The following is a 24753-nucleotide window of genomic DNA, read 5'->3' as shown; positions in this document are numbered from 1 at the left end:
TATTCTATAGCAAAAGGGTAGGGAGGACTCGCCAGTGTGGAAATGGATCAGTATCGCCATCATCATCGTTATATTCATTGTACTGGCTATTCTGCTCTCTCGTATTCGATTGAAGCTGGAAATTGCCAAGCATGACAATGATGATCGGGCGCATCTAGAGATCAGATTTCTATACGGGTTGATCAAAATGGATTACGATATTCCAGCCATTCTCATCACAGGTTTGAAAAAAGGGCTTCTCTATCGGCTTGACCGCAATAAAAATATACATAAAACGGATGCTTCTGTGGATAGCGGAAATATTGATACCGAAAAAATCAAGCAATTTATACATGATATACGGGTTTTGCTCAAGGGTACACAATCCTTACAGCGATGGCTGAGACATACATTGGCCCATGTAACAGTGTCGAAAATGGAGTGGTCTACCAATATTAGTCTGGCTGACGCAGCTTATACAGCGACCTCAACTGGTATGTTGTGGGGATTAAAAACGACCTTGATCGGTTTTGCCTCCAGCATTGTGCGCATGGAATGTACCCCAAAGGTGTTTGTGGTGCCTTATTGGGTGGACCGGCTACGTTTTACTACCATCTTGAATTGTGAAGCAAAAATATCGTTCGGTTATTTAATCTTTTCCATGCTCAGATTATCTTTCCGCATATGGCGCGTTCCGGGAGGCATAGAGGCATGGAAGCGGGTTATTTCCAAAGCTCCTGAGAATCATCAAGCCAACAGTAAAGAATAAACAGTGTAGAGGATTGACATACATATTTCCTGAACCTTTGCGCACAATAGCGAAAGAAAAGCAGTCTACGCTTGAGATAAGCAGAGGAGGAATAAAACATGTCAGATCATCCGATTCAAGGGCTCATGCAAACCGCGATGGAGAACATCAAGGCCATGGTGGACGTGAATACGATTGTGGGAGACGCAGTGGAAACACCCGATGGTTCCGTTATTTTGCCAATCAGTAAGGTAGGATTTGGCTTCGCAGCCGGCGGAAGTGATTTTAACGTAGATGAAGAGTCGCTTCATACTTCCTCATCGGGTAATCATAGTGGGAAGGAAGTACATCCTTTTGGTGGCGGTAGCGGGGGTGGTGTATCTATTCATCCCATTGCCTTTCTAGTTGTCGGCAAACAGGGAGCACAAATCGTTCCGTTGGACAATCAAACGCATCTGTTTGAGAAAATCATCGACTCCACACCATACCTGATTGATAAGGTGCAGTCTATTTTCCAGAATTCAGGCAGCAACATGCAGACTCCACCTCCACAGGTACCTGCAAATGCTAATACGGATCAAAGTCAATCTGGACCGGCTTACTTGTAAAAGTTATTGAAATTAAAAGTGTTCTCTTAAGAAGGTATCCCCAAGCCGAGCGCGGCCTAGGAATACCTTCTTTTTAGTATGCACTCGACCCTATTCCTGAATATACTGCCTTCCGCCAATGATAGCATGTATACAGTGACTGAATTCTTGGTAATAAAATGTATTCACTGATAGTTCATTTTCTCGGTTTTCTTCGGGTGCGAACTGTGATAGGTAAACGAAGTCAGGGTAGATCACTTCATTTGTCAAATAAGCAGATACCGTGGCATCGGGGCGACGATGTCGATTAAGAGAATCAATAATACCTTGAGCCGGCAAGATGCCAATCCCATGTCCATAGAATGAATCTTCCTTCAATTTGACGACATTTTCTCCCTTCCATTCCAATGAATCTGACGACACATCTGGATTGTTGAAATACAGGATGTCCCCAGGAACTGCTTTATGGCTGCCTTGCTGTTGTATAAGCCTGAGATCACTGTCATAGTGCCAATCATACAACAGCATATCTGCAAAAATCTGATTAAACTCACTTTCTAGAATGGAATCCAGTACTCCTTTGTACAACACAATAACCATTGCTGTTGCACATTCAAAAGCGTATTGTTGACCATTTATAAAGATATCTCTGATCCCCTGCGCGGGAGTAACACCTGCTTTGATCCGAAAACCGCCTTTTTCCGTTAACTCCCAAAATTGCGGGTTGCAACGCGCGGTAGCAAAAGTGGCAAAGGATACACCACTTTGATGTAATGCTTGTGCGGACTCTACAATCCGCGATCTTAAAATCATTTCAAACTGTAATCGCTGCATGTTGTAACCCCCCCTCGATTTCATATTTAACGTTAGTAACTAATATTATATGTGTTCAGGATTGCAAGTTGCTTGATTAACGTAGAAAGAAAGCAAAACAGGAGCGGCTAATGACTGTCCTGTATAAGGAATTTTCTGTTATAAAGGTGGACATACTTTGAACAGCTTGGACATAGAATGGTACAAGACTTGCTCAAAACCGGAGGAATCCAAATGTTTAAAAAAAAACAACATATCCATGCGGACCACATCCATTATAAGAATAAGGCACGCGCATTTGTTTTGCCGCTAGCGCTTATGCTTATTTTGTCATTGCCGCTTACATTGCTGAGTCCACAGCCTGTTCTGGGAGCAATGAGAACAGAAGCAACACCGCCCACGTTAGGAACTCATGCCCAGGCTGCTTCTTTAATTGATGTCACTTCAGGACGGATCATATATTCAGCCGAAGGTGACCGGGAGCTCCGTATAGCTAGCCTAACCAAAATTATGACTGCGATTGTAGCCATTGAACATGGACGCTTGCAGGACCGAGTAAAGGTGAGTTCAACGGCGTATGCCAAAGAAGGATCATCGCTTTTTTTGCAGATGGGTGAACAAATGACGCTGGAAAATATGCTGTATGGCTTAATGCTCCGTTCTGGTAATGATGCAGCTTCTGCCATTGCCGAGCATGTGGGTGGAACAGAAGAGGGATTTGTCCATTTAATGAATGACAAGGCGGTTCAGCTTGGGCTAAACCATACACATTTTGCTAATCCTCATGGGCTGGATGCCGACGGACATTATTCCTCAGCCAACGATATGGCCCGGCTCACCGCTTATGCGCTGCATAATCCAACTTTTGCCCGTATCGTAAAAACAGAACTGAAAAAAGCACCGAACCCCAACGATTCCTGGGACTACTCATGGCATAATAAAAACAAAATGCTGCGGCTGTATGAGGGAGCTGACGGTGTAAAAACAGGCTATACTAAAAAAGCGTTTCGCTGTCTGGTCAGCTCGGCCACACGCGAGGGGCGTCAGCTGGCTGCTGTTACCTTGAATGACGGGGACGATTGGAATGATCATGCCCGTATGCTTGATTACGGCTTCCGCTATTATCCCCTCATTCCGATTACGGACAAGCAGCAGCCTATTGAGGGTTACCCCCTCTTGACAGGTGCGAGTTTTTCTTATCCTTTACATGAGGGGGAGAAGACTCAATTGCACAAAAGACTGGTATTGTTTAAAAATTCCGCTTCGGCAGATAGAGCTGACGTGTCTTTTGGTTTACGAGGACGGATCGAATTTTTACTGGAAGGTAAATTGATCGGTTCCGTTCCTGTATATGAAAAAGGTAGTAAGCTGCCTGCTCAAACTACTGTGCAGCCACAGCAGGAGGCTCCGACTGCACAAGTTCCTGCAAACCATACTCAACAACGAGGTTGGACGAGCAAATGGAATGAAATTCTTGAAAATCTGTTCGGAGCATAAGGCAAGTAGGCTTGATGTTATAAAGCTGCGGTGTCACATCATTGGGAAAAGGGGGAATCAGTCATGATTCATCTCATATGGGTGGCTTTGATTTGTATAGGATTTGTATTTGCAGCCGCACAGGGGAATATAGAGGTGGTGACGAAGGCAGCTTTTGACGGGGCAACTACGGGTGTTACAGTATGCTTTGGACTGATAAGTGTGCTGGTATTCTGGATGGGTATGATGCGGCTGGCTGAAGACGGTGGGCTCTTACAGAAAATATCTAAGCTGCTTTCTCCTTTGGTCGCCTTTCTCTTTCCTGATGTTCCTCGTAATCATCCCGCTATGGGGTACATTTTGTCCAATATGAGCGCCAATCTACTCGGACTGGGGAATGCAGCAACACCAATGGGGATCAAGGCGATGCAAGAGTTACAAACACTCAATCCTGATAAGCAAACCGCTACACCCGCCATGTGTACGCTGCTCGCGCTGAATACAGCCAGCATTACGCTTATTCCAACAACGTTGATCGCCATTCGGCTAAATTTTCACTCCGCACACCCGGCTGAAATCGTCGGAACGACACTGGTGGCGACCGCATTAGCTACCTTTGCCGCCATTGCGGCAGATCGTTGGTATCGTAGTCGAGAATTGCGTCGCCGTCCTCCAGCGAATCCGCCGTCCCAGACTTCCTTGGCGCCACGTACCTCGCCTGCACCAACATCTGTGGTTTCTTCACATGTACCGCCCGTATCTTCACCTGCCGTACCGCGAACGGGAATCACAGCTACCAAGGGCAGGGACACCACTTGGAAAGGATGAGGGAGGCATGCTGAATATTATTAACCTCGTATCGACTTGGGCCATCCCGGTTATTCTCGCTTTTATTCCTTTATATGCATATGCCAAAAAGGTCCCTGTCTACGATTCTTTTGTAGATGGAGCCAAAGACGGCTTTTCTACCGCCATCAGCATTATTCCTCATCTTGTAGGCATGATGGTGGCGATTAGCATTTTTCGAGCATCCGGCGCTTTGGACTATGTAATATCCTGGGTAACCCCGTGGATTAAAAACTGGGGCGTACCTGGCGAGGTGCTGCCTTTAGGTTTGCTCCGTCCATTGACGGGCACGGGTTCACTCGCGTTCACGACGGATTTAATTCGCACTTATGGTCCCGATTCCATGATCGGTCGGATTGCTTCAACGATTCAGGGCAGCACAGATACGACGCTGTATGTATTAACTGTATACTTTGGTGCGGTAGGTATCCGCAATGGACGATATGCGTTGAAAGTGGGACTATTTTCAGATGTGGTTGGTTTTGTGGCGGCTATTGCCATTTGTTTGCTTGTATTTTGAATTTTGCATCGTTTTTTGAACGGGGGTTGTGATTTTGCTCATGGATGGGTATCATTAGCATGAGGTGAATTAGCGAACATGGAAAGATTGCAGAAAATATTGGCCCAAGCCGGTGTAGCTTCCAGACGTAAATGTGAGGAGCTTATTCAGGCGGGCAGTGTGGAAGTTAACGGGGTTACCGTAACTGAGCTGGGAACGAAAGCAGACCCTGATCAAGATATGATTACAGTAAAGGGACGCCCGATCAAAACTGAGAAAAAAATCTATTTGATGATGAACAAACCCAAAGGGGTCATTACAAGCGCTTCCGATCCGGAAGGTCGCAAAATTGTGTCTGACTATCTGAAAGGCGTCAAGGAACGCGTATATCCGGTCGGTCGTCTCGATTACGACACTGAAGGGTTGCTGTTGCTTACCAATGACGGAGAGTTCGCCAATCTGCTCACCCATCCCAAGCATCATGTGCCGAAGACGTATGTGGCTACAGTCAAAGGCGTTCCGCACGGTACTGAGCTGGATAAGCTGAAAAAAGGAATCGTGCTGGAGGATGGCATTACTGCACCGGCCGAGGTAGAATATAAGGATGTAGATCCGGACGGTAAGGAATCTGTGATCCAGATTACCATTTATGAAGGCAGAAATCGCCAGGTAAGACGGATGTTTGAGGCCATTTCGCACCCAGTTATCAGACTCAAGCGGATTGCCTTTGGGGATCTATTGCTGCAAAACTTGAAGCGTGGTCTCACCAGACCCCTAACCAAGGACGAAATCAACCGTCTCATTCAACTTGCCAAATCAGACAACACGAAAAAGAAACGGACAGGACGGGGGTCATAACCCCGGCCTTTTTGGTGTAAAGAGGCTGTTGGATGAGAGTAAAGTTTGACCAAGCACGGGAAAATAGTAAAATAGAGAGAATGCTTTTTTTAGCGAAGGGGCTGGGAATATGTCAGAACAAAGCAACCGCATATTAATTGTAGATGATGAAGAACGCATTCGCCGCCTTCTGCGGATGTATCTGGAAAAAGAAGGATACGAAATTGAAGAAGCTGAGGATGGTGAGATTGCTCTCCAAAAAGCGACTGCAAGCGATTACAGTATTATTTTGCTCGATGTGATGCTTCCGGGTATGGACGGGATTGAAGTGTGTACACGTCTACGTCAAACCAAATCTACGCCTGTGATCATGCTGACAGCCAAAGGTGAGGAAGTGAACCGCGTGCAAGGCTTCGAAGTTGGAGCTGATGATTATGTGGTCAAGCCCTTCAGCCCGCGAGAGGTCATTTACCGGGTAAAGGCAATTTTAAGACGATCGTCGGAGACGGCTTTTTTAACGAAAGAGGCTGTGCCAAGCAATAGTATTGTTTTTCCAAATCTTATTATTGAGCATGATGCACACCGGGTAACTGCAGGCGGAATTGAAATCAGTCTAACGCCTAAAGAGTACGAGCTATTGCATTATTTGGCGGTGTCGCCAGATAAAGTCTTCTCACGCGAAGAACTGCTGAAAGATGTTTGGAATTACGAATTCTTTGGTGATCTCCGCACTGTGGATACGCATGTGAAACGGCTTCGTGAAAAGCTGAATAAGGTATCGCCAGAGGCAGCGGCTATGATTACGACCGTATGGGGCGTAGGTTATAAGCTGGAGGTTCCAAAATAACGTGAACTTCTGGAGATCGCTGGTAGGCAAGCTGTGGATCACCATCATTTGTCTTGTAGGTTCTGTGCTTATTTTTCTGGGGCTTTTTTTATTGCCATATATCAATAGAAATTTTGCGGCGCATGAATCGACGGAAATCAAGCATTTATTCACCTATACATGTATCGTCGGATTTTTATTGACGACCTTTTTTGCTCTATTTCTTTTTACTAAAATCACACAGCCTATGCAGCTGTTGATTCAGGCGGCGAATGCCATCCGTGAGGGAAGGTATGATACTCGGCTTTCGCTGGTGACCAGCGATGAGATTGGAGAGCTGGCGAAAACTTTTAACCATATGTCTACGGAACTGGAAGCGACGATCCGCAGTCTGAATGAGGAGAAAAACCATTTATCCAGTGTACTGCGAAGTATGTCTGATGCCGTAATTACCTTCGACAGAAGTGGACAAATCATCTTGACGAATCCGCCTGCACAAAGTTTGCTGGATATTTGGAAAAAGCTGGAGTGGCAGGAACGTGATCTGGAGGAATTCGGAGCTTCTGTGCCTGAGCCTTTGCTGCCTTTGTTCCATACGGTTATGGACAGAGGCGAGGATGTCGGAGACTACATCCATGTCAAGAAAGGCTCGTGGTCAGTGCAAATGGCGCCGCTGTATACAGATAACGCTATTCGTGGTGCAGTAGCTGTACTTAGAGATATTACGGAAGAAGTAAAACTTGAGAAGATGCGCAGTGATTTTGTAGCCAACGTATCCCATGAAATCCGTACACCCTTATCTATGATGCAGGGATACAGTGAGGCTTTGCTGGACGGCATGGCAGGTTCACCGGAAGAGTCCGAGGAGCTAGTACAGGTCATCCATGATGAATCATTACGTATGGGAAGGTTAGTCAAGGATCTGCTCGACTTGGCCCGAATGGAGGCAGGTCATACAGATATGTACCGTCAGGAAGTGGATATGAATGAACTGATCGAGCGTGTTCACCGGAAATTTACGGTTCGTTCCAAGGAACGAGGACTGACACTCGATTATTATGAGCCAGGTCAACGCTTAGTGTTGCCTGAGGCAGATGAAGACAGACTGGAGCAGGTGTTGACCAATTTACTGGATAATGCGTTCAGACATACGCCCTCTGGGAAAAAAGTTACCATTGCGGCGGATCAAATTCTGGGAGAACGGAATGAGTTAATCCGCATTCGGATTAAGGATGAAGGTGTGGGCATTGCCAGTGAGGATCTACCTTATATTTTTGACCGCTTCTACAAGGCAGACAAAGCCAGAGTACGTGGTGAAGACAAAGGGACTGGGCTGGGGCTTGCTATTGTTAGAAACATCGTAGAGGCTCACGGAGGCTCTGTCTCAGCTTCTAGCGTACTGGGAGAAGGGACGGAATTTACTATTTTGTTGCCGATCTCCAATAAAACAAGGCTGGGCTCTGTAACAAGCTTATAACGACGGCTCATATATCCCAGTTTGCAGGCATCCTCGGAAGAGGGTGCTTTTTGTTGAAAAATCAACATTTATCTTGTTCAACGTGGAACATTCTGTTTCAAGGTGGTTGCTTCTATGTTAGATAAGGGTATAAGAAAAGGCGCCTCGGTAGCCGGCGCCTCTCTTTATAAATAAAACCAAGGAATTTTTCAACACTGACTGGAACTAATCCAGTACTACTTCTTGGGCAGTATTCAGTTCTGGTAAGCCTACGAGTTGAATCAGCACGTCTTTAGGCACAGCTTTGTCAACGGTCAGGATCATGATGGCTTCACCGCCAACAATTTTACGACCTACTTGCATAGAAGCAATGTTGACGCTGTTCTCCCCAAGCAAGGTGCCGACACGGCCGATAATGCCGGGTTTATCATTGTGTGAGATAAGCAGGAAATGAGCCTCCGGTGCGACATCTACCGGGAACTGGTTCAATCGAACAATACGTTCACCATAGCCTGCTAGCAGGGTACCGGAAACACGTTGCTCTTCGCCGCTTTGTGTTTTGAGCGTAACGGTAATCAGGTTGGTGAAACCCTTGGTGGCAGGCGCCTGAGAGACGATGAGATGAACGTCACGTGTTTTGGCAAGATGCACAGAGTTCACGATGTTCACATCGCTGCCCAGATGACGGCTAAGTACACCTTTCAAAATATAACGTGTGAGCGGCTGTGTATCCACAGAAGACAAATCGCCAGCATAATCTACCTGAATTTCACGTACAGCCTGATTGGTGATCTGGGCTGCAAAGCTGCCCAGCTTCTCTCCAAGCGAGAAATATGGCTGCAATTGCGTCATGACATTGGATGGTACTGGAGGCATGTTGACCGCATTTTTAAACGGCTCATCACGTAAAATATGCAGCACCTGCTCAGACACGTCGATCGCCACGTTCTCCTGAGCTTCGACGGTCGATGCACCCAGATGTGGTGTAACGATAATTTTTGGATGGCTCAGGAACGGATGATCCGGTGCTGGTGGTTCCGACTCGAATACGTCAAAGGCTGCACCGGCAACGATACCTTCATCGATGGCTTCAACAAGAGCCATTTCATCGATAACTCCGCCTCGGGCACAGTTGATGATGCGCATTCCTTTTTTCATCACTTCAAACTGCGGACGAGCAATCATATGCTTGGTTTCTGGTGTTAATGGCGTGTGTACGGTCATGAAATCTGCGTTGCGGATAATTTCGTCCACGCTGGCCAGCTTGATGCCCAGCTTCTCAGCACGTTCTTCAGTCAGAAACGGATCATAACCAAGGATGCTCATGCCAAATGCTTTGGCGCGTTTAGCCACCTCACTGCCGATACGTCCCATGCCGAGAACTCCAAGTGTTTTGTTACGTAGTTCGACACCGAGGAATGTTTTACGATCCCATGTACCACCGATGGTTTTAGCGTAAGCCTGTGGAATATGGCGAGCCAGTGCCATCATCATGGCAAAAGTGTGTTCACATGTCGTAATTGTATTGCCGTCAGGAGCATTAATAACGATAATCCCGCGTTGTGTTGCTGCTTCAAGGTCGATGTTGTCCACGCCGACCCCGGCACGTCCGACAACCTTGAGGTTTTTACCTGCCGCCATGATGCGTTCGGTTACCCGGGTTTGGCTTCGGACGAGTAATGCGTCATAGTCACCAATAATTTGAACCAATTCATCCTCACTGAGACCTGTGTTCTTGTCCACCGTGACATCGTCTGCATCCATCAGCTGCTGAATGCCCAGGTCACTGATTGGATCGGATACTAACACTTTAAACATTTGGTTTCCTCCTCAAAGTTAACTTCTTTTATGGACAGGATGTACTTCGAACTGAAATACATTCCATAAAGAACATGAAAAAAACTTGAAATGCTTCTAAAAAGTACAGGAGAGCGGTCTAAATACTAGTGTGATAACGCATTGACGCAGAAAAGGAATAAAATAGTATTTTGCACCAAACTGATAACCAAAGGCCTTATGTGGAGTTGCTTTACGGTTTTCGGGCATCAAAAAAACTCCCGAATCACATACTATCTCCATAGTAAGGGACGAGAGTTATCGTGGTACCACCCTAATTCGCAGCCATTTCGCAATGGACTGCCTTCAGCGGTCATATAATGACCGAAAGGATAACGGTTTTCTGCCGATTGCATCTAATGTCGGAAAATGATTCCCTAGACCTCGATGCAATAACTCAGGAGCGCTGAAAGTAGTTACTTCGCCACCGGCTTCCACCCAAACACCGGTTCTCTGAGGACGAAATCAATACCTTTTCTCCATCATTGTTGTTGTCGCTAATAATTTTTTCATAATGTATCATGGCTTACATGGGCATGTCAATAGGACATGCGGCATGTGTGGATGGACGACTAGAAACATAGCTACAGAATGCGGAAAAATTAAGATTTAAGTCTTCTTGAATCCGCCCGACTTTTTGGCTATGATGCTAAAGAAGACTAAGCAGAGGACTAACTAACTATGAAAAAGCTTAAAGTGAAATGGAAAAGAGCGCAAATTCATCAATTGAATGACCGCTTGCTGCTTTACAATTTGTATCTAACTCAGGGGCTGACCCTGCTGATTGGCGTAATCTGGATTATATTTCAGAAAAGAAATGTGTTTGAACTGTTTGCATTGCCCAACACGCTACATGTCTTATGGTGGGGATTGGGTTTGGCAGCCGCTATGCTATTAGTAGATTTGCTGCTGTCTCGGATCATGCCTGAGGATGCCATGGATGACGGTGGTATTAACCAAATGCTGTTTCAAAATCGACCGGTTTGGCATATTATTTGTATAGCTGCTATCGTTTCCATCTGTGAGGAACTTTTGTTTAGAGGTGCGATTCAGTACAGCTTTGGTCCTTATTGGACAAGCATTTTGTTTGCGGTTATTCATATCCGATATTTACGGCACTGGATTCCCACGGGTTGGGTTTTCCTTAGCAGTTATGGATTGGGATATATATACGTGCAGACAGGCAGCCTGTGGGCACCGATCATTTGTCATTTTGTGATTGACCTTATATCTGGCTTAGCGTTACGTTTTCGGAGGTATGAAGAATGAATCAGGAACTTAGCAGAGTGCAGACTTATGGTAGCCGCCGAAATGGCCGCAAAGGCAAGGAGGAGGACAGGCCAAAGCCGAAACCGGTTCGCTCCCGTGCTTCACGGCCCATGCCAGAATTGGCAGACGTTGCCGCTGCACCAGAAGTTGCTGTGACAATGGAGGAGGACACTCCTGCCAGTGAGTACCGAACACGGACAGAGATGTTTCCGTCCCGTCGTATTCGGGTGAGTAAGTGGTTTTTGAATTTTTTAAGCACTCTTTTTGTGCTTATTACAGCAGCACTACTATGGTGGGGAATTAAGGGTGCACCACCCATTAGTGAAATGCTTTGGTGATATAAAGGCATTGTGATAGCTTGCGTCTAGTACGTGCGTGCAATATTATGCTAAAAAAGCCTCCAACTCCCACAAAATATGCGGAGAGGGGGGCTTTTTTACATCATTTATTTTACATCATCTACATTTGACCTATGAGCAAGTGATAATTAACTGGTAGGAATCTCAATGCTTTGTGGATCGACAAATTGATAGCCCTTCTGCTCAAGGCGCGTCAATAGACTGTCCAGTGCCTCCGCTGTCCATGGCAGTTCATGCATCAAAATATTGCTACCTGGATGAAGTTGTTCTGTTACATTTTTGAGAAGTGTCTCCGTTTTATGAGGTTGGTTTTTTTTCATGGTCCAGTCCAGAGAGCCTACGGACCATGTCATATACAAGAGCCCATTTTCCTTAGCAACCTTGCGACCTACGTCTCCACCAGCACCATGAGGCGGACGGAAGAATACGGGGGCTTGGCCTGTAGTGTCTTTAACGATTTTTTGTACTGTTTCAATCTGTTTTTTAACCTCAGCCTCAGACTTGTTCTTGAGAACGATGTGGTCCCAGCTATGGTTGCCAATGGGCTGTCCACGGTCATGGATAAGCTTGAGTAACTCAGGATGTTCTTTTACACGATAACCGTTTACGAAGAAAATCGCTTTTGCTTTGTGCTTATCCAATATATCTATGATTTTGTTAATCATGACCGCTTCCTTCGGGCCATCATCAAAGGTCAGCAATACCACTTTTTTTTCGACACCTTGTTGATTAGGAATAACATTGTAAGCTTTGTCCAAGTGATACATCTTGTTAGTGGTAACCGCAGTTGTTGGAACTGTAGTCTCGTTGCTCTTAACGGCGGTTTTGTCATTTTGTGTATTTGTTGTACTCACTGATTTTTGCTCATCATTGTCTGCTTGCTTGCTGCTTCCTTTGGGGGAAGATTTACTGCTCTGATCTTTGGCACTGTTACTTAAATCAGAAGTTACTGAATCCTGATGGTTACTGGAATCCGCAGACTCCGGCTTCGTCGCAGTGCAAGCACTAAGCAGCAGACATGCTGTTAGCAAAATGGCTGCTGTTTTTGTACCCATTAATTCATCTCACCTTCCTGTATTTATACCGTATGAGTTTGTCTCTGCTGACGAACACTATGCTTGATTCTACCACAAAGGGAGGTTCTAATTGTGAAAACATCTTCATTTTTCCTGGGAATCGTCTTGGGGGCTGTCGCAAGCTCTCTGATCTCTCGTAACCGCAATGCGTTGGGCTTATCCATGGACATGGGCGGAAAAAAAGGCGGAAATTTGGTACAGAAAGCTCGTACAAAAATGATGGACGCCGCATTTCCAGGCATGGGTGATATTGCGCTGAATACACAAGACACCCACAAGGATCATGATCATCGTTCACAAGCAGATAAAACCGTTCATAACGCCCAAACTGCCAAGAGCAAAGAAGAGAATATGAAGTTGATTAAAGAGTTTATTAGCACAAGTCCCGATGTTAAACGTGAGGTCGAGCAAATACTGAAAGAAACTCATACAGCCGTACCGGGATTGTAACCCGAAACCTCTATTCCGAATCATTTTGCGGCTTTTTTGTTAAAGCCGTTCAAATGATTCTTTTTTTTATCATTTTTATTCGTGCATTTACGATTATAAAATGATAACATGATTACATAGAACCATTTTCATCACAGGCATCATATTTGAATCATAATCTGCTAATAACACTCGGCTGCCAGGAGGAGGGTCCAGTATGAAAATAGAAAGATTAAGTCAGGACAAGATACGGATTTTCCTTACCTTTGACGATTTGAGCGAACGGGGTATCCAAAAAGATGATATGTGGCAAGAAATTCCAAGAGTTCATGAGCTGTTTACTGAAATGATGGATCAGGCATACAGCGAACTGGGCTTCGACGCCACGGGACCGTTAGCTGTAGAAGTCTTTGCGCTTCCTGCTCAGGGAATGGTTGTTATCGTCACTCGGGGAAAATACGATCACCAGCAGTACGGTTCGGGTCCCGATGAGGAGCTTCCAGAGGAAGTCTACGAAATGGAAGTCACAATGGAGCACAGTGATTCCATCGTTTACGCGTTTAGCGATTTCGAAGTACTCATAGAAGCGGCTCATATGCTCCGCAGCAACACTACGGAAGCAGGTAAGCTGTATCATTATAGAGGAAAATGGATTTTGCATTTGGAGCCAGAAGAAGTAGAAGAGTCCAAGCTTGCGGCCTTAATCGCGATTCTGGCTGAATTTGGAGAAGGTTCATCCGTAACACCAGCTATGCTGGAAGAGTATGGAAAGCTGATCATTCCTGAACAGGCAGTTGCTGTCATCTGCACCCATTTTGACAGCCGTTCTTGATTTGGTTTAGAAAGTGATAATGAAGTTAATTTGTCGGCTCTGCGCTGAAAGCAGAGCCGACTCATTTTTATGGAGGGATGATCGGTGCTTCTGTTTTCTGTTTTAGCGGCAGCTACAGCGCCGGGTCTCGCCTTATTGATGTATTTTTACTTAAAGGATCGATATGATTCGGAGCCTCTGCACATGGTTATTAAAGTATTTTTGCTCGGTTTTTTGGTGGTGCTTCCGGTCATGATTTTTCAACGTGGGTTGCTGCTTTGGCTAGGAGATGACACTTTAATTCAGGTGTTCGGTATTTCCGCTGGAGTGGAAGAGTTTTTTAAATGGTTCCTGCTGTATCACATCATCTATAACCATACGGAGTTCGACGAGCCTTATGATGGTATATTGTATGCAGCCGCAGTCTCACTCGGGTTTGCCACAGTTGAAAATCTGTTATATGCCTGGGCGGGGCATGCTTCGATCAGCATGATGTTAATGAGATCGTTGCTACCGGTATCCGGTCATGCGATGTTTGGCGTTATGATGGGCTACTATATGGGGAAAGCCAAGTTTTCGAAAGACCTGAAGAGTAAATATATGCTGCTTCTGTCATTAGTGCTTCCATGGTTTTGGCATGGAGTGTATGATTTAATTTTGACGAAATTTTCACACGACTGGATCTGGTTTATCATTCCGCTGATGGCATTTCTATGGTATGGAGGGATGGCAAAAATCAGTCGAGCGAATAACCGTTCTCCTTTTCGAATGTTAAAACGGGAGGAAAAGGTTAATATGTAACGAAATGGGACACACTGATCTGACAAACCTGTTAGAGAAAGAGGTGTCTTTTTTGCGTATAAAAGTAAGAATTCATTGTAAAAGATGCGGAGAACGCTTTGTACTGAGAGGGCGAATGGAGCAAGGACAGATTCAGACCGGCTTTAAACGCTGTATTTGCGATAACTGTGAGTTTATTGTTGAAGTCATGGAAAACCATGCATAAGAGAGCTTTCTTCTTGTCACACTATCGGTAGTGTATTTGAAGAAAGGAGACTCCCAATATGTATAAACGACTTAGTGCCGTATTGTTCCCGGTGGTTACCCTGATTATGATAGGAGCATTTGTGTGGGGTTATCAGCAAAACCAGATGAGAAAAGAGGTGTCTTCTCAGGCAAATAGCATGTCGATTAAAGCGGAAAATCAATACCAGCGTGCATTTCATGATTTGTCGTTTCATATGGATCAGCTGCATTCCCAACTCGGTAACGCGGTTGCTGTCCATACTACTTCACACGCGATGCATCGCAAATGCTTGATGAACGTGTGGAGGATTGCAAGTGAAGCCCAAAACGAGGTTAATCAGTTGCCTCTCAATGTAATGCCTTTTAATCATGCTAAAGATTTGCTGTCACATCTATCTGCATTCTCGTATCAGACCGCTGTTCGTGATCTGGATCACGAGCCTTTAAACGAGAAAGAAATTTCGAATCTAAAAACGTTATATAACAATTCCAAGGAAATTTCGAAAAACATGCATGAGGTGCAGCAAAAGGTCATTAGCAAAAACTTGCGCTGGATGGATGTTGATATGGCGGCCGGTTCTCAAACTGGACCGAAGGACAACACCATTATTGATGGCTTCAAAACCGTGGACAAAAAAGTAGAGAACTACAAAGAACTGGATTGGGGACCGTCTGTTGCGAGCATTTATGATAAGCGCTCAGTGAAAAAGTTGAGTCTCCCGGCGGTGGATGCTGGACAAATTAAGCGTAACGCCGCTGAATTTACAGGAAAACCAGAAAGTCAGATTCGTGTGAACGAAAATGGCAAAGGAACAGAATGGGCGTCTTATACGGCTACGCTGTTAAATAAGCAACAGCCTGTAGCCACGATGGATTTTACGAAAAAGGGCGGCAAACTCATTTCTTATCATGACATGAGAACAGTAGGTCCTAAAAAAGCAACTCGTAATGAAGCGGTTCGCTATGCAAGTGAGTATCTTGAACAAAAGGGCTACAAAGGAATGAAGCCCGTAGCATATGATGAAAGCGGGAATTTAGCCAACATTACATTTGCAAGCCAACAAGGGGATGTGATTATCTATCCAGAAAAAATCACAGTCAGATCAGGCTTGGATAACGGACAAGTGATTGGTTTCCAATGCAGCGATTATGTCTATGAGCACAGTCACCTCCGTCGCATTCCTCAGGCAAAATTGAATTTGAATGAAGCACGAGCGAAGTTGAATCCTGAGTTTCGCGAAACTTACCACCGCAAAGCACTAATTGAAAATGAACTGTCAAATGAAGTTCTGTGCTATGAATTTGGCGGTAAAATCAACGGTTCCATTTATCGAATTTACATTAACGCGAACACGGGAATGGAAGAAACGATTGAACAGGTAAAAGATTCAGATGAACCACAAGTTACGGCAAGTAATGCCTAGTTGATTACACTAAAATGAATCTATAGTCACTCTAAACCTCCTTTATTAAGGAGGTTTTTTGTGCTTTAGTCATGGTTCTAGCAAATATAATACTTAATATAGGCACAAAGTCGTGGTATTATATACCTTAATTATAGTTTTGAATGGACAAGGATGGTGAATCGTTTGTTTCCGAAAATTAACGATGTGTTATACATACAAGTTGCTGGTACCGATCAGAAGGAGGAATCTTTTGAATATAAGTCACGTATTGCGGAAGAGGACCCACAGAACTTTCTAATCGAAATTCCCATGTCACAAACAAGCGGGCATTTGAAAAAGCTGTTTCTTGGGGAAGAACTGTCTATATTTTTTATGAGCGAGGGTGGGATTAAAAACTATTTTAATACCCACGTTACAGGCTTTAAAGAAGACGTCCTCCGGATGGTTCGTATTCACAAGCCTGCTCCCGACAGCATCAGCAAAATTCAGCGTCGAAACTTTCTCAGGGTAAAGGCCAACTTGGAAATTGCGGTTAAACATGGTGCAAACGAATCTAGATTTGTAGCAGAGACGCATGATGTAGGAGGTGGAGGCGTATCTTTTCAGACTCAGGGTTCACATCATCTTGAAGAAGGAGAATCATTGTCTTGCTGGATTTTGGTTCCATATAAAAACGGCACTCAAGAACATGTTCCGTTCCAATCCGAAATTGTACGCATTCAGCAGATGGAAAATGGCCGCAAACTCATTATGTTGAAATATGAGAAAATCGCTGACCAGGAGCGCCAAAAACTGATTAAATATTGTTTTGAAAGACAGTTGGAGTTCCGGGGGAAATCGTAAACATCCGAAGCTTTTCTTTTTTAGTAAACCTGTCGCTTATTTTGCATCGCCTATAAATGTGTGGTATAATTTTCACGTCGCAGGCAATGCCTGCTTTTTTCTTGAGGTTAGGTTAGGAGGAATTCCCTGTTGGCAAGGCAACATGCATCTTCAATTAACAAAATAAATGTAGCCATTGATGGACCTGCTGGCGCAGGGAAAAGTACAGTGGCCCGCTTGGTGGCGAAAGCACTTTCCTATGTATATGTAGATACCGGAGCCATGTATCGAGCAGCAACATGGTACATGATGTGCAAAGAAATTCCTGCAGAAAATGTACAAAAAGTGCTTCAGCATGTACCTGAGCTGGTGATTGAATTAGTACCGGACCCCACAGGCCAAAAGGTTTATTGTAACGGGGAAGATGTAACCACTGTGATTCGTTCGATGGAAGTGACTAGCAATGTGTCACAGTATTCGAGTATTGCTGGTTTACGTACACGCTTGACCGAATACCAGCGTGAAATGGCTGCGCGTAAAGGTGTCGTCATGGACGGACGCGATATTGGAACAACTGTGCTTCCCGATGCGGAAGTCAAAGTGTTCATGACCGCAAGTGTTCAGGAACGTGCCTCACGTCGTTTTAAAGAACTGAGCGAAACTGATGATATCACTCTGGAACAGCTTGAACGTGACATTGCGGCACGTGATAAGTTTGATGAGGAGAGGGAGGTATCCCCGCTTCGTTGCAGTGAGGACGCCATCGTGCTTGATACGACTCATATGGGCATCCAGGATGTCGTAGATACGATCGTATCTTATTGCTTAACGGAGAAGGATGGAGAGATCAGCCAATGATATATACTGTATGCGCCAGTATTTTGCGTCTCATTTACCGCGTTCTGTTCAGGCTTGAGGCGGTAGGCAGGGAAAATGTTCCTGCTGAGGGTGGAGTGCTGTTGTGTTCTAATCATATTAGTAATCTTGACCCTCCTACAGTTGGCATTTTGCTGAAGCGAAAGGTTCACTTTATGGCCAAAGCAGAGCTGTTTAATGTTCCTGTACTGGGACCACTGATCGACAAACTGGGAGCTTTTCCAGTTAAACGTGGTGGTGTGAGTAAGGAATCCATTAAGCTGGCATTGAACATTTTGCGTGAAGGTAAGGTTATGGGGATTTTTCCCGAAGGCTCCAGAGGAGCTGGGGGAATTGGTAAAAAGGGTGCTGCCAGTTTTGCACTGCGTAGTGGAGCGGCTGCCGTTCCGGTCGCCATTATTGGTGATTACAAGCTTTTCCGTAAAACGAAAGTGATATACGGTAAACCTGTTAATTTGGACGCTTACCAAAAGGGTACCGATGTCGAAGGAGATCCTCTTGAACTGGCAACAGAAGCAATTATGTCACGTATTCGCACAATGAAGGAAACGGGTAAGCCTACGAATGATTGAACGGCTTGCATGAATTGTGTCTAAGCTTGGAAAACTAGAACAAAAATGTATTTTGTTTTGAACTCTGCTATGCGCAGGTTTAAATAAATGGTTTTTTTGAATTGAGGAGGGTATTGACATGTCGGAAGAAATTAAAAATCAAGAAGCTGCTGAAGCGGCAAATCAAGACGAGCTCGATCAAATCGTTTCCCTGAAAAAAGGTGACACCGTTAAGGGTACAATTGTGAAATTGGAAGATAACCAAGCGGTAGTAAGCATTGGATATAAATACGATGGAGTTATTCCAATTCGCGAATTGTCTTCTGGTCTGGACAATGCAGAAGAAGCAGTACAAGTAGGCCAAGAAGTTGAAGCTAGAATTATCAGCATCGACGACGGCAAGGAAAAACTTGTTCTGTCCAAACGTGCAATCGACAGTGAAAATGCTTGGGAAAAGTTGGAGCAACTGTTCGAAAGCAAAGAAGTATTTGAAGTTGTTGTGAATGATGTTGTTAAAGGCGGCATCGTAGTAGACGTGGGTCTGCGAGGATTCATCCCTGCATCCATGGTAGAACGCCATTTTGTTGAAGATTTCAGTGATTACAAAGGCCGCACATTGCGTGTTGTTGTAAAAGAACTGGATCGTGAAAACAACAAAGTGATCCTTTCCCAAAAAGACGTTCTGGAAGCAGAATTTGAAGCTAACAAGCTTAAAGTAATGGCTGAGCTGAAAGAAGGACAAGAAATCGTTGGTACGGTTCAACGTCTTACTCAGTTTGGTGCTTTCGTAGATGTTGGCGGAGTAGATGGTCTGGTTCACGTATCTGAAATTGCTTGGACTCATGTTGATAAGCCTTCTGATGCTGTTTCCGAAGGAGATCAAGTGAAAGTGAAAGTCTTGAAAGTAGATCCTGAAAAAGGAAAAATCAGCCTGAGCATGAAAGCTGCACAGCCTGGTCCTTGGGAATCGGCTGCTGGACAATTCAATAACAATGACATCGTAACTGGTGTTGTTAAACGTCTGGTTAACTTCGGTGCATTCGTTGAAATCGCTCCTGGTGTGGAAGGTTTGGTTCATATTTCTCAAATTTCCCACAAACACATTGGAACTCCACAAGAAGTTCTGGAAGAAGGACAAGAAGTTAAAGTTAAAATTCTTGAAATGAATCCTTCCGAAAAACGTGTTAGCCTGAGCATTAAAGAAACTGAGGAAGCTCCTGAAGCTGCTCCAAAAGCAGAAAGAGCACCACGTGCATCTCGCGCACCTCGTGAGGAACTGAATAATCCTAACGTTTCCCTCAACAACTCCGGACTGAGCATTACGCTTGGCGAGCGTTTTGGCGATAAGCTGAACAAATTTAAATGAGTTTAAATCAATACATTTTATAATAAGCATAACGTACACCATCGGCGGACCCAGAGGGTTCGCCGATTGTTGTTACGTCACTATATCGCCAATAGGTATGTTTTTTGCTATGATGATAGCGGAAGAATTGACAGGAGGAGTGAATTTATGGCAAGACCCGTTGTGGCTATCGTTGGTCGTCCGAATGTGGGTAAGTCCACGATTTTTAATCGGATTATCGGGGATCGTCTGTCCATCGTGGAAGATAAACCGGGAATCACTCGTGACCGTATTTACGGTATATCGGAGTGGAATGGTAAATCCTTCAGTATTATTGACACCGGCGGCATTGAGATTGATGGTGAGGATGTTATTTTGAAGTCCATCCGTATGCAGGCCGAACTCGCAATAGAAGAAGCAGATGTTATTGTATTCATGAGCGATGCAAAAGCAGGAATAACGCAAGCGGATGAAGAGGTAGCTCAAATGCTGTATCGTTCGGGTAAACCGATCATCGTAGCAGTAAACAAGGTGGACAACCTCAGTCGCGCTGATCTGATCTATGAGTTTTATTCTTATGGATTTGGTGATCCAATTGCTGTTTCTGGTAGTCATGGTACAGGGATCGGTGATCTGTTGGATGCAATTACGTCCAATTTACCTGAACTAGAAGAAGATCATTATGATGAAGACGTTATACGTGTCGCTTTGATCGGACGTCCGAATGTAGGTAAATCTTCACTCGTTAATGCCATTCTAGGAGAAGAACGGGTTATCGTTAGTGACATTGCAGGTACAACGCGTGATGCAATTGACACGCCTTTTGAAAAAGACGGTCAAAAGTATGTACTGATTGATACGGCAGGTATGCGTAAACGTGGTAAAGTATACGAAACGACAGAAAAATATAGTGTAATGCGTGCGATGCGTGCGATTGAGCGTGCAGATGTTGTACTGGTCGTTATTAACGGCGAGGAAGGCATCATTGAGCAGGATAAACACATTGCTGGCTATGCTTATGAAGCGGGTAAAGCCTCGTTGTTTGTCGTTAATAAATGGGATGTCGTAGATAAAGACGATAAAACGATGCATCAGTTTGAGACTAAAATCCGTGATCACTTTCTGTTCATGACCTATGCTCCGATTGTGTTCTTGTCTGCAAAGACAAAGCAACGTCTGCAAAAGTTGCTTCCAGTTGTACAGCATGTGGCACAGCAGCATGTCATGCGTATTCAGACACATCTGCTGAACGATGTCATTTCCGATGCGGTTGCCATCAATCCACCGCCAACAGACAAGGGCCGTCGTCTGCGTATTAACTATGTGACTCAGGTTGCTGTTAAACCGCCTACGATGGTTGTATTCGTAAATGATCCAGAGATAATGCACTTCTCTTATGAGCGTTATCTGGAGAACAAAATTCGCGCCGCCTTTAATTTTGAAGGAACTCCAATTCGAATATTTACACGGCGCAAGTCTGACGAAAGTTAGGAGCGAATAGGTTGATTTTACAGATCGTTGCCATCGTACTCAGTTACTTGCTTGGCTCTGTCAGCTTTAGTTTGCTGTATGGAAAATTAAAAGGAATCGACATTCGCCAGCATGGAAGCGGCAATGCCGGTGCGACGAATACGCTGCGCGTGCTTGGAAAAGGCCCAGCTATTCTGGTACTGCTGCTGGACGTACTTAAAGGGGTTATTGCGGTGCTGATAGGGCACTGGTTGGGTGGAGAATCATCCTGGTTACCGGGTTTGTGTGGCATTGCGGCGATTGCGGGCCATAACTGGCCGGTATATTTTCACTTTCGCGGAGGCAAAGGGATTGCGACTGCCATTGGTGTATTGGCATCTCTTGCCTTGCTGCCGGCATTATATGCCGGAATCATTGCGATACTTGCCATCGTAATAACGCGTTATGTATCCCTGGGATCACTAATTTTTGTCATTTTGACCCCTTGGATATTACTCGTACTTGGTTTTGCTTGGCCGTTATTTTGGACGGCTCTAATCATTTGCCTGTTCGCTGTGTGGAGACACCGTACTAACATAGTCAAGTTGGCACGGGGAAATGAGAATAAGCTTGGCTCCAAAGGAGGAGATCGTCTTGTCTGAGAAAATAGCTGTGCTGGTGGCAGGGAGTTGGGGAACAGCCTTAGCTTCCGTACTTGCGACCAATAACAACGATGTCTCTGTCTGGACGAGAAGCGAACAACAAGCTGCTGAGATCAATGAGAAGCATACGAATGAGCATTATTTACCAGGCTCTATTTTGTCTGATCGCATTTCAGCTACAACGGATATGCAGACTGCGGTATCTGGAGCTAAAGCGGTGATCATCGTATCTCCTTCGTCTGCCGCTCGGCATGTTGCACGTAGTCTGAAGGCTCATTTCACCAAGGATATACTGGTAGTACATGCCATTAAGGGTTTTGAAACAGAGACACTCAAGCGTATGTCCACGGTGATCTCGGAAGAGCTGGAAATCGCGGAGGATGATATTGCCGTGCTGTCAGGCCCGAGTCATGCGGAGGAAGTGGTGAAGAAATGTCCTACAACGGTTGTTGTAGCTTCTTCCAATGAGAAGGCTGCTCAGGCGGCCCAGGGGCTGTTCATGAACTCCTATTTCCGCGTCTATACAAACCGTGATTTACTCGGTGTAGAACTGTCCGGTGCTTTAAAAAATATTATTGCACTGGGCGCGGGAATGTCGGATGGACTTGGCTTCGGTGATAATGCCAAAGCGGCTTTGTTGACCCGTGGATTGGCTGAGATTACCCGTGCCGGAGTTGAGATGGGGGCTAATCCATTAACCTTTGCCGGACTCGCTGGTATAGGCGATTTAGTTGTGACTGCAACGAGTCGTCACAGCCGCAACTGGCGTGCAGGTTCATTATTGGGACAGGGCCAACAGCTTGATGCCGTACTGGAATCTATGGGAATGGTCGTAGAGGGGATTCGTACGACAAAAGCAGCATACGCTATCTCACAAAAATTGGGTGTGCAAATGCCTATTACAGAGGTGTTGTATGGAGTGCTGTTTGAAGGACGTGACGTCCGCAAAGCCGTTGAGGCATTAATGGGTCGCGATCCGAAAACCGAGATGGAAGTCATGCCGCTTCAAACTTGGGAGCAATGGCATTCATAAGAGTACAGAGGAGCTTCTAAAGTATAAAGGTTGTCTCATGAGTAGATCTTTCTACGATGAGATAGCCTTTTTTAGTTAGGCGTTTGGCATGTCTTTTGTATGCTTAATCACCTTTTGTCTCCGTCACTCATAGACTGAGTTGAGCAATGGCGGAGGAGGGGAGATTGTGAGTAAAAACTTTCCGAAAGATGCATTGAAGGCCATTAACAAAAAAGGCGGCAAAAACATATCCGAAAATGCAGTGAAAAAGCTGGCAGGCACGGTAAAGCCGGACACGCTTCAAAGTGAAGCGCAGTTGCGTCAGCTTATAAAACAGGTGTCTGCGATGGCTAACATTCCGGTATCGGAAGATACAGTCAGGGATATTGTCGGAGCCGTCAAAAAGAGTGGAATGAATCCTTCCAATATGGAAGCGTTAATGAAAATGATGATGAAAAAATAAAACACTGGCCGTATGATGGTTCGTTTTATTCACCGTGAACCGGGAAGGTTCGCGGTTTTTTTTATATTTTGAGGCAGTAAAGTGCTTTTTCAGTACACAAAATGTCGAACTGCCATGTCGAACATGTTATAATGATGCCCATCAGGAAACGGGTGGAAAGACAGCAAAGGAGGAAACGATGTTGAAGGAGGCAATATCATCAGTGTTAGTGGACAGGCTTCCTCACGATCTGGCAGTTGCGCTGGGTAGCTTGACTGAGAGCTGGTCAGCGGTGTCGGTTCCGTGGATGCTGGGGGGAAGCTGTGCACTACTTGTGCAAGAAGTTGAACTGGATCGTCTGCCTCGGGACATTGATATTTATGCGGATATTCATGCCGCAAAGCTATTACACGCGCACTCGCCAGGTGTGAGTATAGATCAACAGCAGGTTGACCGTAGCGGATCTTACGTTTCTTTGCTAAGCCACTATGAGCTGGAGGGATTTCCAGTCGAATTGGTGGGAGGATTTGAGGTTTTATGTGATGGAGCTTTATATCGCTTAGAGGTCGAGTGGCTACTCTGGTCGGCTGGGATTCAGCTTGATCTGGAAAATACATCATTGCGTTTGATGCCTCTCAGTCACGAGTTGCTATTCAATCTGTTGCGAAATCGTCCTGACCGCTATCAAGCGATTGCAGATGTCATGAAGCGAGACCCACAACAACACATAGGGATACTAACACAGCTATTGGTCCGTAACATTTGGAATAAGGAGCAGTTGGGCAAGCTTATAGAGCTTCTCCCTTGGCCAGAACTTCACTCCTTAATCGGGATGAGTAATGAAATATAGGTTGCGTGCGTATTAAGAGAAAAGGTGAATGGAGGACCGTTCATGAATGTGCAGATTACGTTCAAGCCGTCAGGCAAGCGCGTACAAGTCGGTCAGGGCACGTCATTGCTCCAGGCTGCCCGTAAAGCAGGTGTATACATTCCCACACGTTGTGATGGAAAAGCAGCCTGTCTGATGTGTAAGGTAGAGATAGCACCGGAACGGGCTGAGCTCGCAGGTCGTCCTAACGATGCAGAGCGGCGTAAGCTGGGACCTTTACTGAATGAAGGAATACGTTTATCCTGTCAGGCCCGCGCTCAAGGTGATGTAGAGGTAACCATACCGGAGGATAGACTCAAGGCAGCTATTAGGCGGCAACTGGAGCGTCAGGCACTGGATGACGAACTGTGGTAATATCGATTTTAATAATTAGAACAAAAAACAAAGGATATTTCTCGACGGCTAGAACCGGTCAGAGACATATCC

At 45.1% G+C, this 24753-nt stretch carries 27 protein-coding genes and 1 other annotated feature; of the genes, 24 read left to right on the top strand and 3 right to left on the bottom strand.

Translation table 11 applies throughout. The features are described from left to right. Positions 1-34 precede the first annotated feature (34 nt). Positions 35-748: a DUF2953 domain-containing protein gene (locus MKX36_RS14735; protein WP_340864952.1), complete on the top strand. Its 714-nt coding sequence runs from the start codon at positions 35-37 to the stop codon at positions 746-748. 98 nt (positions 749-846) lie between these two features. Beyond that, positions 847-1335, top strand: a complete 489-nt coding sequence (ytfJ, locus tag MKX36_RS14730; protein ID WP_016822238.1) for a GerW family sporulation protein — start codon at positions 847-849, stop codon at positions 1333-1335. Positions 1336-1425: 90 nt separating this feature from the next. Here ytfJ and MKX36_RS14725 read toward each other — a convergent pair whose 3' ends face one another. Next, positions 1426-2148, bottom strand: coding sequence for a protein-glutamine gamma-glutamyltransferase (locus MKX36_RS14725; RefSeq protein WP_340864951.1), 723 nt, complete (start codon positions 2146-2148; stop codon positions 1426-1428). A gap of 213 nt (positions 2149-2361) precedes the next feature. Between MKX36_RS14725 and MKX36_RS14720 the strand changes: the two genes are divergently transcribed. The 6 genes from MKX36_RS14720 (at position 2362) to MKX36_RS14695 (ending at position 8088) form a co-directional block, all read left to right on the top strand. After that, entirely contained in the window at positions 2362-3624 is a 1263-nt protein-coding gene (locus tag MKX36_RS14720; protein WP_340864950.1) for a D-alanyl-D-alanine carboxypeptidase family protein, read from the top strand. Between the two features lie 63 nt (positions 3625-3687). Further along, complete coding sequence (locus MKX36_RS14715) at positions 3688-4431, top strand: nucleoside recognition domain-containing protein (RefSeq protein ID WP_340864949.1); 744 nt, start codon at positions 3688-3690, stop codon at positions 4429-4431. A 7-nt stretch (positions 4432-4438) separates the two neighbouring features. Continuing rightward, a complete protein-coding gene (locus tag MKX36_RS14710; RefSeq protein ID WP_277507022.1) occupies positions 4439-4969 on the top strand; it encodes a spore maturation protein in 531 nt (176 codons plus the stop codon). A gap of 78 nt (positions 4970-5047) precedes the next feature. Continuing rightward, entirely contained in the window at positions 5048-5806 is a 759-nt protein-coding gene (locus MKX36_RS14705) for a pseudouridine synthase (RefSeq protein ID WP_013371714.1), read from the top strand. A 109-nt stretch (positions 5807-5915) separates the two neighbouring features. Next, a complete protein-coding gene (locus MKX36_RS14700; RefSeq protein ID WP_013371713.1) occupies positions 5916-6632 on the top strand; it encodes a response regulator transcription factor in 717 nt (238 codons plus the stop codon). Position 6633: 1 nt separating this feature from the next. Beyond that, complete coding sequence (locus MKX36_RS14695; protein ID WP_044785215.1) at positions 6634-8088, top strand: ATP-binding protein; 1455 nt, start codon at positions 6634-6636, stop codon at positions 8086-8088. A 204-nt stretch (positions 8089-8292) separates the two neighbouring features. Here the strand turns inward: MKX36_RS14695 and serA are convergent, their stop codons facing one another. After that, positions 8293-9885 carry a phosphoglycerate dehydrogenase gene (serA, locus tag MKX36_RS14690; protein WP_017427532.1) on the bottom strand — a complete coding sequence of 531 codons (1593 nt, stop codon included), beginning with the start codon at positions 9883-9885 and terminating at the stop codon, positions 8293-8295. Positions 9886-10147: 262 nt separating this feature from the next. Continuing rightward, positions 10148-10398 (bottom strand) — a binding site (T-box leader). Between the two features lie 186 nt (positions 10399-10584). Between serA and MKX36_RS14685 the strand changes: the two genes are divergently transcribed. Next, complete coding sequence (locus MKX36_RS14685) at positions 10585-11172, top strand: type II CAAX endopeptidase family protein (protein WP_017427533.1); 588 nt, start codon at positions 10585-10587, stop codon at positions 11170-11172. After that, positions 11169-11510: a hypothetical protein gene (locus MKX36_RS14680; RefSeq protein ID WP_017427534.1), complete on the top strand. Its 342-nt coding sequence runs from the start codon at positions 11169-11171 to the stop codon at positions 11508-11510. Before MKX36_RS14685 ends, MKX36_RS14680 begins: the two co-directional genes overlap by 4 nt. A 149-nt stretch (positions 11511-11659) precedes the next feature. Here MKX36_RS14680 and MKX36_RS14675 read toward each other — a convergent pair whose 3' ends face one another. Beyond that, on the bottom strand, positions 11660-12586 hold the full coding sequence (locus MKX36_RS14675) for a polysaccharide deacetylase family protein (protein ID WP_103042496.1): 927 nt from the start codon (positions 12584-12586) through the stop codon (positions 11660-11662). A 93-nt stretch (positions 12587-12679) separates the two neighbouring features. On the opposite strand from MKX36_RS14675, the gene MKX36_RS14670 reads away from it, so the two are divergent. The 14 genes from MKX36_RS14670 (at position 12680) to MKX36_RS14605 (ending at position 24681) form a co-directional block, all read left to right on the top strand. Further along, positions 12680-13057 (top strand): hypothetical protein, encoded by a 378-nt coding sequence (locus tag MKX36_RS14670; protein WP_013371707.1) that lies wholly within the window; start codon positions 12680-12682, stop codon positions 13055-13057. A 196-nt stretch (positions 13058-13253) separates the two neighbouring features. After that, positions 13254-13868 carry a genetic competence negative regulator gene (locus tag MKX36_RS14665; protein ID WP_016822229.1) on the top strand — a complete coding sequence of 205 codons (615 nt, stop codon included), beginning with the start codon at positions 13254-13256 and terminating at the stop codon, positions 13866-13868. A gap of 84 nt (positions 13869-13952) precedes the next feature. Next, the gene (prsW, locus tag MKX36_RS14660; protein WP_016822228.1) at positions 13953-14648 is read left to right on the top strand and encodes a glutamic-type intramembrane protease PrsW; all 696 of its coding nucleotides are present in this window, start codon (positions 13953-13955) and stop codon (positions 14646-14648) included. 263 nt (positions 14649-14911) lie between these two features. Then, entirely contained in the window at positions 14912-16297 is a 1386-nt protein-coding gene (gene ypeB / locus MKX36_RS14655; protein ID WP_017427535.1) for a germination protein YpeB, read from the top strand. Between the two features lie 165 nt (positions 16298-16462). After that, complete coding sequence (locus MKX36_RS14650) at positions 16463-17122, top strand: flagellar brake protein (protein ID WP_019687873.1); 660 nt, start codon at positions 16463-16465, stop codon at positions 17120-17122. 129 nt (positions 17123-17251) lie between these two features. Further along, positions 17252-17959, top strand: a complete 708-nt coding sequence (gene cmk, locus MKX36_RS14645; protein ID WP_017427536.1) for a (d)CMP kinase — start codon at positions 17252-17254, stop codon at positions 17957-17959. After that, positions 17956-18549: a lysophospholipid acyltransferase family protein gene (locus MKX36_RS14640; RefSeq protein ID WP_016822224.1), complete on the top strand. Its 594-nt coding sequence runs from the start codon at positions 17956-17958 to the stop codon at positions 18547-18549. Before cmk ends, MKX36_RS14640 begins: the two co-directional genes overlap by 4 nt. Before the next feature lie 118 nt (positions 18550-18667). Next, a complete protein-coding gene (gene rpsA, locus MKX36_RS14635) occupies positions 18668-19894 on the top strand; it encodes a 30S ribosomal protein S1 (RefSeq protein WP_013371699.1) in 1227 nt (408 codons plus the stop codon). 147 nt (positions 19895-20041) lie between these two features. Beyond that, complete coding sequence (gene der / locus MKX36_RS14630; RefSeq protein ID WP_013371698.1) at positions 20042-21364, top strand: ribosome biogenesis GTPase Der; 1323 nt, start codon at positions 20042-20044, stop codon at positions 21362-21364. 11 nt (positions 21365-21375) lie between these two features. After that, a complete protein-coding gene (gene plsY / locus MKX36_RS14625) occupies positions 21376-21984 on the top strand; it encodes a glycerol-3-phosphate 1-O-acyltransferase PlsY (protein WP_016822223.1) in 609 nt (202 codons plus the stop codon). Next, a complete protein-coding gene (locus tag MKX36_RS14620) occupies positions 21977-23017 on the top strand; it encodes an NAD(P)H-dependent glycerol-3-phosphate dehydrogenase (RefSeq protein WP_340864948.1) in 1041 nt (346 codons plus the stop codon). Before plsY ends, MKX36_RS14620 begins: the two co-directional genes overlap by 8 nt. A gap of 166 nt (positions 23018-23183) precedes the next feature. Next, a complete protein-coding gene (locus tag MKX36_RS14615) occupies positions 23184-23459 on the top strand; it encodes a stage VI sporulation protein F (RefSeq protein WP_016822222.1) in 276 nt (91 codons plus the stop codon). A gap of 178 nt (positions 23460-23637) precedes the next feature. Then, positions 23638-24288, top strand: a complete 651-nt coding sequence (locus tag MKX36_RS14610) for a hypothetical protein (RefSeq protein ID WP_257125990.1) — start codon at positions 23638-23640, stop codon at positions 24286-24288. 42 nt (positions 24289-24330) lie between these two features. Beyond that, on the top strand, positions 24331-24681 hold the full coding sequence (locus tag MKX36_RS14605; protein ID WP_257125989.1) for a 2Fe-2S iron-sulfur cluster-binding protein: 351 nt from the start codon (positions 24331-24333) through the stop codon (positions 24679-24681). Positions 24682-24753: the final 72 nt, after the last annotated feature.

The organism is Paenibacillus sp. FSL W8-0439 (genome assembly GCF_038008995.1).
Lineage (GTDB): Bacteria > Bacillota > Bacilli > Paenibacillales > Paenibacillaceae > Paenibacillus > Paenibacillus polymyxa.
Note: the sequence above shows the minus strand (reverse complement) of the source record. Positions and strands in the feature narration are given on the sequence as shown.

Coding starts and splice junctions, on each gene's coding strand:
- ytfJ (WP_016822238.1), top strand. CDS start 847: ATGTCAGATCATCCGATTCAAGGGCTCATGCAAACCGCGATGGAGAAC.
- MKX36_RS14725 (WP_340864951.1), bottom strand. CDS start 2,148: ATGCAGCGATTACAGTTTGAAATGATTTTAAGATCGCGGATTGTAGAG.
- MKX36_RS14720 (WP_340864950.1), top strand. CDS start 2,362: ATGTTTAAAAAAAAACAACATATCCATGCGGACCACATCCATTATAAG.
- MKX36_RS14715 (WP_340864949.1), top strand. CDS start 3,688: ATGATTCATCTCATATGGGTGGCTTTGATTTGTATAGGATTTGTATTT.
- MKX36_RS14710 (WP_277507022.1), top strand. CDS start 4,439: ATGCTGAATATTATTAACCTCGTATCGACTTGGGCCATCCCGGTTATT.
- MKX36_RS14705 (WP_013371714.1), top strand. CDS start 5,048: ATGGAAAGATTGCAGAAAATATTGGCCCAAGCCGGTGTAGCTTCCAGA.
- MKX36_RS14700 (WP_013371713.1), top strand. CDS start 5,916: ATGTCAGAACAAAGCAACCGCATATTAATTGTAGATGATGAAGAACGC.
- serA (WP_017427532.1), bottom strand. CDS start 9,885: ATGTTTAAAGTGTTAGTATCCGATCCAATCAGTGACCTGGGCATTCAG.
- MKX36_RS14685 (WP_017427533.1), top strand. CDS start 10,585: ATGAAAAAGCTTAAAGTGAAATGGAAAAGAGCGCAAATTCATCAATTG.
- MKX36_RS14680 (WP_017427534.1), top strand. CDS start 11,169: ATGAATCAGGAACTTAGCAGAGTGCAGACTTATGGTAGCCGCCGAAAT.
- MKX36_RS14675 (WP_103042496.1), bottom strand. CDS start 12,586: ATGGGTACAAAAACAGCAGCCATTTTGCTAACAGCATGTCTGCTGCTT.
- MKX36_RS14665 (WP_016822229.1), top strand. CDS start 13,254: ATGAAAATAGAAAGATTAAGTCAGGACAAGATACGGATTTTCCTTACC.
- ypeB (WP_017427535.1), top strand. CDS start 14,912: ATGTATAAACGACTTAGTGCCGTATTGTTCCCGGTGGTTACCCTGATT.
- MKX36_RS14640 (WP_016822224.1), top strand. CDS start 17,956: ATGATATATACTGTATGCGCCAGTATTTTGCGTCTCATTTACCGCGTT.
- rpsA (WP_013371699.1), top strand. CDS start 18,668: ATGTCGGAAGAAATTAAAAATCAAGAAGCTGCTGAAGCGGCAAATCAA.
- der (WP_013371698.1), top strand. CDS start 20,042: ATGGCAAGACCCGTTGTGGCTATCGTTGGTCGTCCGAATGTGGGTAAG.
- MKX36_RS14610 (WP_257125990.1), top strand. CDS start 23,638: ATGTTGAAGGAGGCAATATCATCAGTGTTAGTGGACAGGCTTCCTCAC.
- MKX36_RS14605 (WP_257125989.1), top strand. CDS start 24,331: ATGAATGTGCAGATTACGTTCAAGCCGTCAGGCAAGCGCGTACAAGTC.